Raw genomic sequence first — 13,683 nt, 5'->3', positions numbered from 1 at the left:
CAGGCCTGCGACACAGGCCGCGCAACGGCCTTAGAGGTTACTCGGCAGCGACGGCCGGAACTTCCTGGTCGTTGGCCGGAACGACGTTCACGAAAGTGCGGCCGTTCGAGCTGTGCTTGAAGTAAACCTGGCCATTGGCCATCGCGAACAGGGTGTGGTCGCGGCCGATGCCGACATTCTCGCCCGGGTGGAACTTCGTGCCACGCTGACGGACGATGATGTTGCCGGAGACGACGTTCTCGCCACCGAAACGCTTCACGCCGAGACGGCGGCCGGCGGAGTCACGGCCGTTGCGGGACGAGCCGCCTGCCTTTTTGTGTGCCATGGGGTGTTGCTCCTAATACTGAAGATGCGCCTGGAAGCCAGACCGGAGAACCCGGATCAGGCCGCGCCGTTGATGCCGGTGATGCGCAGGACGGTCAGGTCCTGGCGGTGGCCGTTCTTGCGGCGGTAGTTCTGGCGGCGCTTCTTCTTGAAGACGATGATCTTCGGGCCGCGATCCTGGGCGACGACCTCGGCGACGACCGAGGCGCCGGCCACGGTCGGGGTGCCGATGGTGGTGTTGCCTGCGTCGCCGACCATCAGCACGTCATCGAGCGTGATGGAGGCGCCAGCATCGGCCTCGAGCTTCTCAACACGGATCACGTCGCCATTGGCGACCTTGTACTGCTTGCCGCCGGTGCGGATCACTGCAAACATTGTCGTCACTGCCTATGTCAAAACAAACGGCGGGCTTCTCGCCCACCGTTCGATGCGCAAGCCCGTTCATGGGAGCGACGATCTATACTCAAGGTGGCCCGAGAGTCAACAGGGATGCGGGCCAAGGCCTTCGCATTTTTCTGCAAAAAAGGCTTGCGCAGGCCAAAGCGTTTATATAGGTTCCGCCCACCCCGCCAAACGGGGCAGCGGATGGGTGGCAGAGCGGTTGAATGCACCGCACTCGAAATGCGGCATACCCTCACGGGTATCGGGAGTTCGAATCTCCCCCCATCCGCCATTCTCTCTCAGGAGAGAGTAAATTGGAAGCGCCAGCCCAACCGGCTAGGCGCTTTTTTCTTGTCCGGCCGCTTCTCTCGTCCGGACGGCTGGCCCAGCCGGTCGGGCCTCCCCTTTTTCGCCGCTCGGTCGCGATGGCCGTTCCCCTGGCTGGTTTGTTGGTTGTCTCATCGACCGCGACTGGAAGGGCACCGCCGCCATGACCACGCTCAACCGCCATGATGGGTGCCTGCGCTTCTCCTATGTGGCCGAGGGCGGTCTGCGGGTGGAGGGCATGCATGATCCGGTGGAGCAGGTGCTGATTCTGACGGTGAAGGCTTCGCAGGGGCGGGTGATCCATAAGGATGCGATCCCCTGCGACGATCCCCGCATCATCCTGGCGGCGCTCCGCGAGTGGGGCGAGCCGCCGGAGGAGGTGCGCGACGCGCTGCCCGCACTGGCCGGCAACGCGATCCTGCTGGAAACGCGCTTGGGCGACTCGGTGCGTGCCTCTGTCCGCCGTCATGGCATCAAGGTGGAGGTGGTCTTCATCGATGCCGACGGCCGGCGGCTGGCTGAGTTGCGGGCCGGCAGCCTCGACGCGCTGGACGCCAAGGCCGGCGGGCTGCTGGGCCTGTCACAGCGGACGCGCTCGGTCCTCGGCGCCTGGCTGTCGGCCGAACCGCTGTGGCTGGCGGCTTTCCTGCTGGGCGGGCCGTTCCTGGGCGCTCTGCTGACCGGCCTCGGGGCGCAGGTGTCGCCGGAGCAGGTGTTGGTCACCGCCTATGCCGGAGCGGCCGGGCTGGTCGCCGCCTGTGAGCTGCTGCGCGCCGGCTATGCGGAGTGGGTGCTGGCCCCCCCTGACGGCTGTCCGCGTGCCTGACCCTGACCGGCCGATCAGCAAAACGGCGCCCCGGAAGGTCCGGGGCGCCGTTTTCATGTCCGCGTCATGCGCGGACGGGCCGTGTCAGGCGTCAGGCCGCCTGCCGGGTCAGAGCGGGAGCCGGAGCGGGCGCTTCGACCTGCACCGTGCCGCTGCCGGCGGCGGTGGCGATCGGAATGCTCCGCGGCTTCATCGCTTCGGGTACCTCGCGTGCCAGCTCGATGTGCAGAAGGCCGTTCTGAAGAGACGCGCCGGTAACCTTGATGAAGTCGGCGAGCTGAAAGCGGCGCTCGAACGCGCGGCCGGCGATACCCCGGTAGAGGAATTGGCCGGTCGGCCCATCCTTCCTAGCTTTACCCGTGACGGTCAACGAAGTCTGGTGAGCGACGATGTCGAGGTCGTCGATGCCGAAGCCGGCAACGGCCATGGTGATCCGATACGAATCCTCGCTCAGCTTTTCGATGTTGTAGGGCGGATAGGATGCCGCCTCGTCACCGGTGGTCGCGGTCTCCAGCAGACGCGACAGGCGGTCGAAACCGACGGTGGAACGGAACAGCGGCGAAAGGTCGTAACTGCGCATGACATATCCTCCGAAAGAGCGATACGGCCGTCGAGGACCACGGCGTCGGTCGGTCCTCTCCGGTGGGGTGGTGGCGGACCCCGTATGGGCATCCGCCGGACGAGCGAGAGATAATCGACGCCTTTCCCTGTTCAAGAGGGCGGGTCCGCAATGACCGGTCAATCCCCGCCTGGGGTTGCCGGTCGCCGCCCGGTCACCAATTGTTAATCAGTTGCGGCAAGGCTCACGCTAGGGCCGTAAGCCCGCAGGAGGGGGCCGACGACAATGACTTCGCACACCTTCTTCTTCAACGGTCCCTATGACGAGACGATGGCTCTCTTGATCGAGGCGAGGAATTACATCGCCTATCATGATGCAGCCGAACACCGGAAGCTGCCGTCTCAGGTCCGCCTGCAGATCTCCTACGAATCCATGCGGGTGACGAGCCGCCTGACCCAGGTGATGGCCTGGCTGCTGGCGCAGAAGGCCGTGCATGCCGGCGAGATGACGAAGGAGCAGGCGGCGAGCGACGATTTCGCGCTGTCCGGCGGCGAGATCTGTTCCGATCCCAGCGGCCCCGACAACGAAGACCTTCCCTCCGGCCTGCGCAGCCTGCTGGAGCGCAGCCACAGCCTCTATATGCGTGTCCACCGGCTCGATGCCATGGTCCGTGCCGATGTGGAGCGCGAAGCGGCGGCGGCAGCCGTGGGATAAAGGGCGGACGCAGCGATCCGCACAAACGAAAAGGGCGTCCGAACCGGTCGGACGCCCTTTTCGCATCGGCAGGATAGAAGCGCGGTAACGCTTACTTCTTGAGGCCGAAGTTCGCGAAGCGCTTGTTGAACTTGGCGATCTGCCCGCCGGTGTCCAGCAGCTTCTGCACGCCGGTCCAGGCCGGGTGCGACTTCGGGTCGATGTCGAGGCGCAGCGTATCGCCCGGCTTGCCCATGGTGGAGCGGGTCGTGAACGAGCTGCCGTCGGTCATGACCACGGTGATCTCGTGATAGTCGGGATGGATGTCAGTCTTCATGGCCGGGGTTCCTGCAAAGCGAGCGGCGTCTATATCAAAACGCTCCCCGCGATGCAACCCCGATCCAAGGCCGATCCGCCCCGCCCCGGCAAAAAATCGGCCCTCCCAAATGCCGTCTCCGAATTCTGTCAGGACCATCAGGGCGGCGCATTGCGCGCCCGGCCCTTGCGGCACGGTCGCTGCTCATATATAAACCGAGTACGTGGTTTGTTAATGAGGCGCCGCTCGCGGCGTCGAGGAGAGGGAATGCGTACGGTCGATCCGGACAGGCATGCGGCGCGGCGGGGGGCGATCATGGCCGCCGCCGCGCGCTGTTTCAGCGAGAAGGGGTTCCACCGGACCAGCACGGCGGACATCTGCGCTGCGGCCGGGATCAGTTCCGGCAATCTGTTCCATTACTTTCCCAGCAAGCAGGCCATCATCGCCGCCATCATCGACCGCGAAGCGGAGGAGGTTGCCGCCCTCTTCGCCGGGCTGCGGGAGATGGAGCCGCTGGATGGACTGTCCCGTTTCCTGGATCTGATTCTCGACCTTGCGGCCGATGGCGCCTATGTCCGGTTGGCGCTGGAGATTTCGGCCGAATCCTCCCGTGATCCGGCCGTGGCGGTCCGGGTGGCGCGCGGCGACGGCATTCTGCAGGGCGCCCTGCGCGATCTGCTCGCCTCCGCCGCAGAATCCGGGGCGATCGACCCGACGCTCGATCCGGCGGCGGCGGCGGCCTGGATCGGGGTGGTGGTCGATGGCCTGTTCAACCGGGTGTCGCTCGATCCCGCCTTCCGTCCCCAGGAGCAGGGTGCGATGATTCATCGGCTGGTGATGCGCTTTCTGGCGCCGGCCGCCGGGAAGGTTGCGCCATGAGCGATCCGGTCGCATCCCCTGCCGTTGCGGCTGCCCATCGCATCGCCGATGTCGACGCGCTCCGTGGTGCTGCCCTGTTCGGCATTCTGATCGTCAACATCCAGGCTTTCGCCTCGGCCTTCTACGGCACCGGCGTTGCCGATCCGGCGTTCCAGGCGCTGGGGGACCGGCTGGTCCGTCTGCTGGTCTCCGCACTGGCGGAGATGAAGTTCTACCTGCTGTTCTCCTTTCTGTTCGGATACAGCTTCACCCTGCAGATGGCCGCCGCCGAGCGGGCGGGGGAGCCGCTGGCCGGCCGGATGCTGCGGCGGCAGGCGGGGTTGCTGGTGATCGGCCTTGCCCATGGCGTGCTGCTGTTCCATGGCGACATCCTGACGATCTATGCCCTGCTGGGGTTGGTCCTGCTGGCGATGCGCGGTGGAAGCGATTTCCGGGCGCTGAGGATCGCCGGATGGCTGATCGGGATCAGCGGCTGCCTCTGGCTGGCGCTGGGGTTGTTGCAATGGTGGGCCGGCGGAACCATCGACCGGGCGGCCGTCGTCGCCGAGGCTCTGGCTGTCCAGCGGGACTATCGCGGCGATCCGCTGACCATCATTGTCCGGCGCTGGAACGATCTGACCCAGGTCTGGGTGGCATTGCTGGCGATCCAGGCGCCGTCGGCCCTGGCGATGTTCCTGCTGGGATTCGTCGCCGGCCGGCGGGACCTGTTGCGTTCGGTACAACGCCACGGCCCGTTGTTCCGGCGCATCCTATGGCTGGGCCTGCTGATCGGCCTGCCTGGAATGCTGGCCAAGGAATGGCTGGTTCGCAGTGTGGGAGATGCGGGGGGCGAGGCGATCGGGCTGGGGGTGAGCTTGCTGACGGCGCCGATGCTGAGCGCTGCCTATGGCTCGGCGATTCTGCTCGGCTTCCAGACGGAAGGCGGTCGGATCGTCGCCGGATGGTTGGCGTCGGCCGGCCGGATGGCCCTCACCAATTATCTGAGCCAGTCGCTGGTCTGCGCCCTGCTGTTCACCGGCTACGGCGCCGGCCTGATCGGACGGCTTCCGCCGGCGGCCTGTCTCGGGATTGCCCTGTCGCTGTTCGCCGCACAGCTCGTCTGGAGCCGCTGGTGGCTGGGGCGTTTCGCCTATGGTCCGGTCGAATGGGCGCTTCGGGCCTTGACCATCGCCCGCTGGCCGTCCTGGCGCCGGCCAACCGCCCCGGCCCGATCCTGAAGGTTGGGCCGGGGCACGACGGGGTCGGGCTGCTTGCCGCGTCACGGCCGCATTGCTATATGGCAGCCACCCTTCCAAGCAGCCCGGTTCCCGCCGTGTCCAAATCCTCCGAGTCCGTCGATCCGAAGGCGATGGAGCGTCGTCGCGATCTGTCGCCCCTGCGCCGGCTGGTGCCGTTCCTGCTCCCTTACAAATGGCGCATCCTGGGCGCCATGGTGGCGCTGACCGTGGCCGCCGGCACCGTGCTTGGGCTGGGCCAGGGCATGCGGGTGCTGATCGACCAGGGCTTCGCCGGGGGCGACACCTCGCTGCTCGACCGGGCGCTGCTGGTGCTTTTGGCGGTGATCGCGCTGATGGCGGCCTCGACCTACGGCCGCTTCTATCTGGTCAGCTGGATCGGCGAGCGGGTGGTCGCCGACATACGGCGCGCCGTCTACGACCATGTGCTGACCCTGTCGCCGGGTTTCTTCGAAACGACCAAGACCGGCGAGATCCTGTCGCGCCTGACCACCGACACCACGCTTTTGCAGGTGGTGGTCGGATCGTCGGCCTCCATCGCCTTGCGCAACACGCTGCTGTTCCTGGGCGGCACCGGCATGCTGCTGATCACCTCGCCCAAGCTGACCGGGCTGGTGGCGCTGGTGGTTCCGCTGGTGGTCGCACCCATCGTGTTCTTCGGCCGGCGGGTGCGCAAGCTGTCGCGCGACAGCCAGGACCGCATCGCCGATGTCGGCTCCTTCGTCGAGGAGACGCTGGCCGCCATCCGCACCGTCCAGGCCTACACCCATGAGGCCATCGACCGCGCCCTGTTCGGCAAGCGTGTCGAGGAGGCCTTCGACGTCGCCATCCGCCGCGTGCGGGTGCGGGCGGTGATGACGGTGATCGTCATCGTGCTGGTGTTCGGCGCCGTCGGCATCATCCTGTGGATCGGCGGCCATGACGTGGTGGCCGGGCGGCTGACGCCGGGCGAGCTGTCGGCCTTCGTCATCTACTCCGTGGTCGTCGCCGGATCGGTCGGCGCCATCAGCGAGGTGATCGGCGACCTGCAGCGCGCCGCCGGCGCCACCGAGCGGCTGTTCGGCCTGCTGGCCATCGAGTCGGAGATCCGAGCGCCGGCCGCGCCAAGGCCGCTGCCCAGCCCGGCGGCGGGGGCGCTGTCCTTCGACAATGTCCGCTTCCATTACCCCTCGCGTCCCGACTGGGCGGCGCTTGAGGGCTTCTCCCTGGATGTGAAACCGGGCGAGCGGGTGGCGCTGGTCGGCCCGTCGGGGGCCGGCAAATCGACGGTGTTCCAACTTCTGCTGCGCTATTACGACCCGCAGGCCGGGGCGGTGCGGCTCGACGGCGTCGATGTGCGCGATGCCGATCCGGTGGCGGTGCGTCGCCGGCTGGGCCTCGTGGCGCAGGACCCGGTGGTCTTCTCGGCCAACGCCTGGGAGAACATCCGCTATGGCCGCCCCGACGCGTCGGATGCCGAGGTGCGCGCCGCCGCCGAGGCCGCCCATGCGCTGGACTTCCTCGACGCGCTGCCGGAGGGGTTCGGCACCTTCCTGGGCGAAAAGGGCGTTCGGCTGTCGGGGGGGCAGCGCCAGCGTCTTGCCATCGCCCGCGCCATCCTGCGCGATCCGCCGGTGCTGCTGCTGGACGAGGCGACCAGTGCGCTCGACGCGGAGAGCGAGCGGATGGTGCAGGATGCGCTCGACCGGCTGATGCATGGCCGCACCACCCTGATCGTCGCCCACCGGCTGGCGACGGTGCTCAACGCCGACCGCATCGTGGTGATGGACAAGGGCCGCGTGGTGGAGACCGGCACCCATAGCGAACTGGTGGCACAGGGCGGGCTCTATGCAAGGCTGGCGGCGCTGCAGTTCGACCGGGCGGATTTGGCACTGTAGGGGGAATCGACGCCTTCGCCCGACCGCGCTACCCTCCGCCCACCTCCAGGATTATGAGGCGGTGCGATGGCGCGGATATCGGCGGGCCGCCTGCTGGCGGTGATGGTGAAGGAATTCATCCAGATGCGGCGCGACCGGCTGACCTTCGCCATGATGGTGGGGGTGCCGATCCTGCAGCTGATCCTGTTCGGCTTCGCCATCAACTCGGACCCCAAGGCGCTGCCGACCGCGGTTCTGGTCGCCGACTCCAGCCCCTTCGCCCGCACGCTCGTCGCGGCGATGGAGAACTCCCGCTATTTCGCGATCACCCATGGTGCGAGGTCCGAGGCCGAGATCGACCGGCTGCTGGCGGAGGGGGAGGTGCAGTTCGCCGTCACCATCCCCGCCGGCTTCGCCCGCGACCTGCAACGCGGCACCCGACCGGTTCTGCTGGTGGAAGCGGATGCAACCGATCCGGCGGCGACCAGCAACGCGCTGTCGGCCCTGTCCACCATCGCGCGGCAGGCGCTGAACCCCGACCTGACCGGACCATTGTCGGCCTTGCGCCCCGATCCCGATCCGGTGGAACTGCGCGTCCACCGCCGCTACAACCCGGAAGGCATCACCCAGTACAATGTCGTGCCCGGCCTGATGGGCGTGGTGCTGACCATGACCATGGTGATGATGACGGCGCTGGCCGTCACCCGCGAACGGGAGCGCGGGACCATGGAGACTCTGCTGGCCATGCCGGTGCGGCCGTTCGAGGTGATGCTGGGCAAGATCGTGCCCTTCGTCGCCGTCGGCTATGTCCAGGTGCTGCTGATCGTGGTGGCGGCGCGGCTGCTGTTCGACGTTCCCATCGTCGGCAGCCTCGGCCTGCTGTCCGCCGTGCTGATCCTGTTCATCGCCGCCAACCTTGCCGTCGGCTTCACCTTTTCGACGCTGGCCCGCAACCAGCTGCAGGCGATGCAGATGTCCTTCTTCTTCTTCCTGCCGTCGATGCTGCTGTCGGGCTTCATGTTCCCCTTCCGTGGCATGCCCGGCTGGGCGCAGGCGGTGGGGGAACTGCTGCCGCTGACCCATTTCCTGCGGATCGTCCGCGGCATCCTGTTGAAAGGAAACGGGCTGGCGGAGATCGCGGCGGAGGTGCTGGCGCTTCTCCTGTTCCTGACGGTGGTGACGGTGGTGGCGCTGAAACGCTACCGCCAGACGCTGGACTGAGCGCCGCGAGCCGCAACTTCGGCCAAGGGGCGCACCCCGGATGGCCCGGACCGGAGCCTGACCGTTCGGTTGTGCGGCCTGCATGCATCCTCCATCATTCCTTAACCACGACTCCGCTATAGCCGTAACTGTGGCGGGCTGGCGGCGATGCGGGGAACGGATATGGAATTTCGCGCTTTCGGGGGGCGTGCCTTCAGGGGTGTCCTGTGCGTCGGATTGGCGGTCACCCTGCTGGCGTCAGGTGGGGCCGATGCCAAGCAGCGGAAGAAGAAGCCGGCGCCGATCCCGGCCTATGCCACCAGCGTCGCCTGGGGGGCGGTGTCCGGTCCGTCGCTGGGGGCGGCGCAGTCCATTGGCGGCTATGCCGCGGGATGTGTTGCCGGCGCCCGCGCCCTGCCGCCCGAAGGGGTCGGCTATCAGGTCATCCGCCTGTCGCGCAAGCGCAACTACGGCCATCCGGTTCTGGTCGACATGCTCCGTGATTTCGGTCAGCGGGTGGCGCTCGCCGGGCTTGGCACCGCGCTGATCGGCGACATGGGGCAGGCGCGCGGCGGCCCGATGCCGTCCGGGCATGCCAGCCACCAGATCGGGCTCGATGCCGATGTCTGGCTGCGGCTGGACCTGCCGCCGATGGGGCGTGCCGGCCGTGAGCGGCTGGAAGAGATCAGATACGTCGACTATGACCGGATGAGCGTGACGGAGGACTGGTCGGACCGGCAGGCGAAGATGGTTCAGATCGCTGCCAGCGACGCGCGGGTTTCCCGCATCTTCGTCAGCCCGGCGATCAAGCTGGCGATGTGCCAGCGCAACTGGTCCGACCGCGCTTTCCTGAACAAGCTGCGGCCCTGGCACGGCCATGACGGCCATATGCACATCCGCCTGAACTGTCCGGCCGGCAGCCCGCTGTGCGAGCAGCAGACGGCCCAGCCCGACGGCGATGGCTGCGACGACGAGTTGATGTCCTGGCTGAGCAACGCCTCCCCCGCCATCGAGCGGCCGCCGGGCTACAAGCCGGAACCGCGGGTGGTCCGAAAGATGCCCGCCGCCTGCGCTCCGGTGCTGAACGCGGCGGGCACGCGCATGGCCTCCCTTCCGGAAGCGAATCCGGCGCCAGCCAAGGTTGCGCGCTGACGCCTCACCCGAAAGGCGGCGTTACAGCAGGGAAATTTTTCCACTTGCATGCAATTAGCGTCAGTCTAACCTGAGACTGCGGGGGTTCTTGCGGGTGGTGTGTTTCGATGTGACGAGACAACCGCGGGGATGATGCGCCGTGCGGCGCCGAACGGGAGGATGCCGGCGGCGCATATCGGCCGATGGGATGGACGACGGCGATGACGGACAAGGACGGATCGTCCGGGCACGGACCGAGCCTGAAGACGCGGCTTTATGCCTGGTGGGAAGGCTATGACCTGTCCGGCCTGAAGACCAGGAAGGGTGACGAGCCGCCGCAGGCGTCGGCGGAGCCGCAGCAGTCGAACCCCGGTCCCGGCCCAGGCATGAACCGCTGGGGCAAGCCGCTGTGGACCGCCACCCGCATCGAGGTGGCGGAGAAGATGTGGGGCGAGGGCTTCAACACGCCCGGCGGCGCCGATCATATCCCCTATCTGGTCAAGCCGCTGGGATTGAACCCGGCAATGAGCGTTCTGGACCTTGCCGCCGGGCTGGGGGGAACCAGCCGCACCATGGCGGGCAAGTATGGCTGCTGGGTAACCGGTCTGGAAGCGTCGGAACTGCTGGCGAAGGAAGGCATGGTCCGCTCCTTCAAGCTGGGGCTGGAGAAGAAGGCACCGATCGAGACCTTCAACCCCGAGCATTTCGGCTATCCCAAGCGCGTCGACGCCATCGTCTACAAGGAAGGCCTGTTCTTCGTCCGCGACAAGGAGCAGATGTTCGATGGGATGGAACTGGCGCTGAAGCCGCGCGGCCATCTGCTGATCACCGATTACATCGCCGAAGCGGACGTGATGGCCGCCAAGGCGGTCCAGACCTGGTGCGACAAGGAACCGCTGACCCCGAACCTGTGGCCCAAGGACCGCATGGCGAACGCCTTCGCCCAGCGCAACCTCGATCTCCGCATCGCCGAGGACATCACCGACACCCACCGCGGCCTGATCCTGTCCGCCATCCAGGGGCTGGTCGAGCATCTGGAGAAGTTCCAGCTCGACACCCCCACCAAGCTGGCGGTGATGGAGGAGGTCGAACTCTGGGCCCGCCGCGTCGCCGCCATCGAGGCCGGCGTGCGGGTTTATCGGTTCTACGCGATCAAGCCGGCGGAGTAGGGGCGGGGAGTGTCGGCCGATGATGCGTCTTCCCCCCTGAAAAAACTTTTGCGCGATTGCATTTTTTCTCTTGAGCGCGGCGGTCGGTCTGGGTACATAGAGCGCCCCGCGTGACCCCAAGAAACGCGGACGCGCTTGTGGCGGAACTGGTAGACGCGCTAGGTTCAGGTCCTAGTGGCTGAAAGGCCGTGGGGGTTCGACTCCCTCCAAGCGCACCAACACTGCTTGTGTTGGTCAAGAAGAAATATAGTGGGGCCATAGCTCAGCTGGGAGAGCGCTACAATGGCATTGTAGAGGTCAGGAGTTCGATCCTCCTTGGCTCCACCATTTCTTGCCGCCTGTCTGTGCGGACCATAGCAGACACCTCGAAAATTGATCGCGACGCCGACTGTGGCTTTCCAGCATCACGGAGCCTCAGTCAGGGTGTTACCACCTTGGGGCGCATGGCCGAACGGGTGCCGCGCACGGATAATCCCGTCTGCCGATCCACCGGCATCGATCCGCACGCCATTCCGTTTTATCCGGAGCGCCCGCCATGTCCACACGGATGGAAAACGGGTTGAGGACGCTTGTCCTCGCCCTTTACGATGAAGCTGCATTGACGGCGGCTGCCAAGGGCCTGACCGGGCTCTTGGCCGAACGGGCGGCCCTGTGCGAGGCGGCGAGCCTCGCCGCCGGCCCGGCACGCCGTACCGTGTCCGAAGAAGAGGTGCTGCGCATCATCCTCGCGGCCCGTCGGATCCGGCGCCTTGGCAGCGGCGTGCGCGACGACCTGCCGGCGCTTGTGGCGGCGCCGATCCGACCGGCGGTGGCGATGAAGCCGCGGCGCGGCCGTCTGGCGGTGTGGGCGATGCGTTCGCTCACCCGGCGTCCTTCGGTTGGTCTGGTCTGAGGGGGCTTTTCCAGTCGACATCCATAGAATTGCGGAACTTGACCGCTGCGGCCCTGCGTCGCGGCGGTCCGGTCCGTTTCCGCTGCCCGTCCGATCGGGGGGGAGCCATCGCGGATGCGTGCTGGCGCGCCGCGGCGGGGCGGGTTACATACGCAAGGCGCATGCTTGCGCCGCAGCGATTGCGTCGCGAGCATCCGCGTCTTCTACGGATTGGACTCCCCCGGAGTAGTGCGTTGCCCAGTGGACAGTTGACCAGCCTGCCGCCCGTCATCTCCTCCATGCGCCGAATCGTCGCCGCGTGCCGTCCGGCTCCCCGGTTCTGATACGCAGGGGATCGGAACAATCATGCGCAGGACGACGATGAAACCGCGGGCCGATTGGCGCCCGGGTCTCCGCAAATATCCTTATGGCGTGCGCGCCATGTCGGCCGGGGCCGGCTGGCGGGAGGACACCGTTTATGAATTCACCGCCTCGCAGATCGACCTGATCGAAAGCGTTGCGGACGAACTGCACAGCATGATCGCCGTCGCCGTGCGCCATGTGGTGGAGCACAAGCTGTTCGCCGCGCTCGGTATCCGTGGCGATCTGGCGCGGATGCTGGAAGCGTCCTGGGCCGATTACTGGGCCGGCGGGCGGCGCAACGAGCGGGCGGGCGGGCTCGCCGGCCGGCTGACGCTGGCCTATGACGGGCGCGACAGCATCAAGCTGCTGGGCTGCAATTACGACACCGGCGAGGGGCTGTTCGCCGCCTCCATCATCCAGCGCAACTGGCGGGAGGCGATGGCCCCCGATGCCAACCAGTTCAACGGTCTTCACGAAGCCCTGGTGGAGCGCTGGGAGGAGATGGCGGCGGGCGTGCCCGGCCGCGGGCGCATGCATGCGACCTGCGCCACCCCCGACCCGGTGCGCGAGGGCGAACTGGTCTATCTGGCCGCCACCGCGGCGGAGGCCGGCATCGACACCCGGCTGCTGCCGCTGCATGCCATCGCCTGGGATGGCCGGCGCTTCCTCGACGACGAGGGGCAGGCGATCTCCTGGTTGGCGAAGCTCTATCCCTGGGACGGGTTGGCCGACGACGGGTTCCTGCAGCGGCTGCGCAGCAGCGGCATGAGTGTGCTGTCGCCGCTGTGGTGCTGGCTGTGGTCGAACCATGGCTTGCTGGCGGTGCTGTCCTCGCTGTATCCGCGCCACCCCAACCTGTGCCGTGCGGCGCTGGACCCCAGCGGCATCGACGGGGCGGAGAGGGTGACGGTGCGGGCCTTCCACGGGCTGGACGGCGCGCCAAGCCGCGTCATCGACCATGGCGCGGTGATTGCCGACGACGGGCCGGAGATCGGCGGCGACGTCGCCGCTCACGGGGCGGTGTGGCTGGAAACCCCGTCCTGCTTCCGCGAGGAGGATACCCGCGCCGTCCTGCAGGCCTGGATCGTCGGCGACAAGTGCCTGGGCATGGGGGTGCGGGAATCTGCCGATCCGCGGCTAGGCCTTGGCGGCGGCCCGGATTGGGCGATGGTCCCGCACCTGTTCAGGGGCTGATCGCTCGCGGGATCGGCCCGTCAGGGCGCGAAGGGGTTCTTCAGCGCCGGGCCGAAGGTGGCCTTGCGGGCTGCGCGCCAGATGTTCTCGGTCGCCAGATCGGTGCCGCGGTCGGCGATGGCCAACCCGGCGACGCCCGGCTGATGGTCGAGCCAGTCGCGCAGCATGTCCTCGAACCGCGAAACCTCCCGCGGATCGTCGCTGGCCAGGGTGATGGAGACGGTCAGTTCGGTGGTCATGGTCGGTTCCCTCCTGACGGATGGACGGCCCGAATCCACGCGGCGGAGCCGCCGGACCGGCACCGTGGACGAGAAGGTGCCCTCTGGAGTTCGGCGATCGGAGTCGCGCTTCAAATCGCG

The 13,683-nt window shown here is 67.2% G+C and carries 15 protein-coding genes and 3 tRNA genes; 13 read left to right on the top strand and 5 right to left on the bottom strand.

Annotation, left to right across the window (positions count from 1 at the left end):
- Window positions 1-37: 37 nt before the first annotated feature.
- On the bottom strand, window positions 38-325 hold the full coding sequence (gene rpmA / locus A6A40_RS09535; protein WP_063635180.1) for a 50S ribosomal protein L27: 288 nt from the start codon (window positions 323-325) through the stop codon (window positions 38-40).
- Between the two features lie 56 nt (window positions 326-381).
- Entirely contained in the window at window positions 382-699 is a 318-nt protein-coding gene (gene rplU / locus A6A40_RS09530; protein ID WP_012974890.1) for a 50S ribosomal protein L21, read from the bottom strand.
- 208 nt (window positions 700-907) lie between these two features.
- Between rplU and A6A40_RS09525 the strand changes: the two genes are divergently transcribed.
- Together A6A40_RS09525 and A6A40_RS09520 are read left to right on the top strand one after the other, a co-directional pair.
- A tRNA-Ser gene (locus A6A40_RS09525) sits at window positions 908-997 on the top strand.
- A 198-nt stretch (window positions 998-1,195) separates the two neighbouring features.
- The gene (locus tag A6A40_RS09520) at window positions 1,196-1,858 is read left to right on the top strand and encodes a hypothetical protein (RefSeq protein WP_063635179.1); all 663 of its coding nucleotides are present in this window, start codon (window positions 1,196-1,198) and stop codon (window positions 1,856-1,858) included.
- A gap of 91 nt (window positions 1,859-1,949) precedes the next feature.
- Here the strand turns inward: A6A40_RS09520 and A6A40_RS09515 are convergent, their stop codons facing one another.
- Window positions 1,950-2,438 carry an Hsp20 family protein gene (locus tag A6A40_RS09515; RefSeq protein ID WP_063635178.1) on the bottom strand — a complete coding sequence of 163 codons (489 nt, stop codon included), beginning with the start codon at window positions 2,436-2,438 and terminating at the stop codon, window positions 1,950-1,952.
- A 264-nt stretch (window positions 2,439-2,702) separates the two neighbouring features.
- Between A6A40_RS09515 and A6A40_RS09510 the strand changes: the two genes are divergently transcribed.
- Window positions 2,703-3,131, top strand: a complete 429-nt coding sequence (locus A6A40_RS09510; RefSeq protein WP_063635177.1) for a DUF1465 family protein — start codon at window positions 2,703-2,705, stop codon at window positions 3,129-3,131.
- 91 nt (window positions 3,132-3,222) lie between these two features.
- On the opposite strand, the gene rpmE is transcribed toward A6A40_RS09510, so the two are convergent.
- Window positions 3,223-3,447, bottom strand: coding sequence for a 50S ribosomal protein L31 (gene rpmE, locus A6A40_RS09505; protein ID WP_012974887.1), 225 nt, complete (start codon window positions 3,445-3,447; stop codon window positions 3,223-3,225).
- A gap of 246 nt (window positions 3,448-3,693) precedes the next feature.
- On the opposite strand from rpmE, the gene A6A40_RS09500 reads away from it, so the two are divergent.
- From A6A40_RS09500 to A6A40_RS09455, 10 genes are all read left to right on the top strand, one after another.
- Window positions 3,694-4,305: a TetR/AcrR family transcriptional regulator gene (locus A6A40_RS09500; RefSeq protein ID WP_063635176.1), complete on the top strand. Its 612-nt coding sequence runs from the start codon at window positions 3,694-3,696 to the stop codon at window positions 4,303-4,305.
- Window positions 4,302-5,522: a DUF418 domain-containing protein gene (locus A6A40_RS09495; RefSeq protein ID WP_063635175.1), complete on the top strand. Its 1,221-nt coding sequence runs from the start codon at window positions 4,302-4,304 to the stop codon at window positions 5,520-5,522. The genes A6A40_RS09500 and A6A40_RS09495 overlap by 4 nt, the downstream gene beginning before the upstream one ends.
- Before the next feature lie 59 nt (window positions 5,523-5,581).
- A complete protein-coding gene (locus A6A40_RS09490; protein WP_082860869.1) occupies window positions 5,582-7,417 on the top strand; it encodes an ABC transporter transmembrane domain-containing protein in 1,836 nt (611 codons plus the stop codon).
- A gap of 66 nt (window positions 7,418-7,483) precedes the next feature.
- Entirely contained in the window at window positions 7,484-8,617 is a 1,134-nt protein-coding gene (locus A6A40_RS09485; RefSeq protein ID WP_063635174.1) for an ABC transporter permease, read from the top strand.
- Window positions 8,618-8,779: 162 nt separating this feature from the next.
- Complete coding sequence (gene mepA, locus A6A40_RS09480; RefSeq protein ID WP_063635173.1) at window positions 8,780-9,748, top strand: penicillin-insensitive murein endopeptidase; 969 nt, start codon at window positions 8,780-8,782, stop codon at window positions 9,746-9,748.
- A 200-nt stretch (window positions 9,749-9,948) separates the two neighbouring features.
- Window positions 9,949-10,896: a methyltransferase domain-containing protein gene (locus tag A6A40_RS09475; protein WP_063635172.1), complete on the top strand. Its 948-nt coding sequence runs from the start codon at window positions 9,949-9,951 to the stop codon at window positions 10,894-10,896.
- Between the two features lie 131 nt (window positions 10,897-11,027).
- Window positions 11,028-11,114, top strand: a tRNA-Leu gene (locus A6A40_RS09470).
- Window positions 11,115-11,147: 33 nt separating this feature from the next.
- Window positions 11,148-11,223 (top strand) — tRNA-Ala (locus A6A40_RS09465).
- Window positions 11,224-11,431: 208 nt separating this feature from the next.
- On the top strand, window positions 11,432-11,788 hold the full coding sequence (locus A6A40_RS09460; RefSeq protein ID WP_063635171.1) for a hypothetical protein: 357 nt from the start codon (window positions 11,432-11,434) through the stop codon (window positions 11,786-11,788).
- Between the two features lie 420 nt (window positions 11,789-12,208).
- Window positions 12,209-13,324, top strand: coding sequence for a glutathionylspermidine synthase family protein (locus tag A6A40_RS09455; RefSeq protein ID WP_236783786.1), 1,116 nt, complete (start codon window positions 12,209-12,211; stop codon window positions 13,322-13,324).
- A 20-nt stretch (window positions 13,325-13,344) separates the two neighbouring features.
- Here A6A40_RS09455 and A6A40_RS09450 read toward each other — a convergent pair whose 3' ends face one another.
- A complete protein-coding gene (locus A6A40_RS09450; RefSeq protein WP_063635169.1) occupies window positions 13,345-13,563 on the bottom strand; it encodes a hypothetical protein in 219 nt (72 codons plus the stop codon).
- Window positions 13,564-13,683 lie beyond the last annotated feature (120 nt).

The sequence above is a fragment of the Azospirillum humicireducens genome (genome assembly GCF_001639105.2).
Lineage (GTDB): Bacteria > Pseudomonadota > Alphaproteobacteria > Azospirillales > Azospirillaceae > Azospirillum > Azospirillum humicireducens.
Note: the sequence above shows the minus strand (reverse complement) of the source record. Positions and strands in the feature narration are given on the sequence as shown.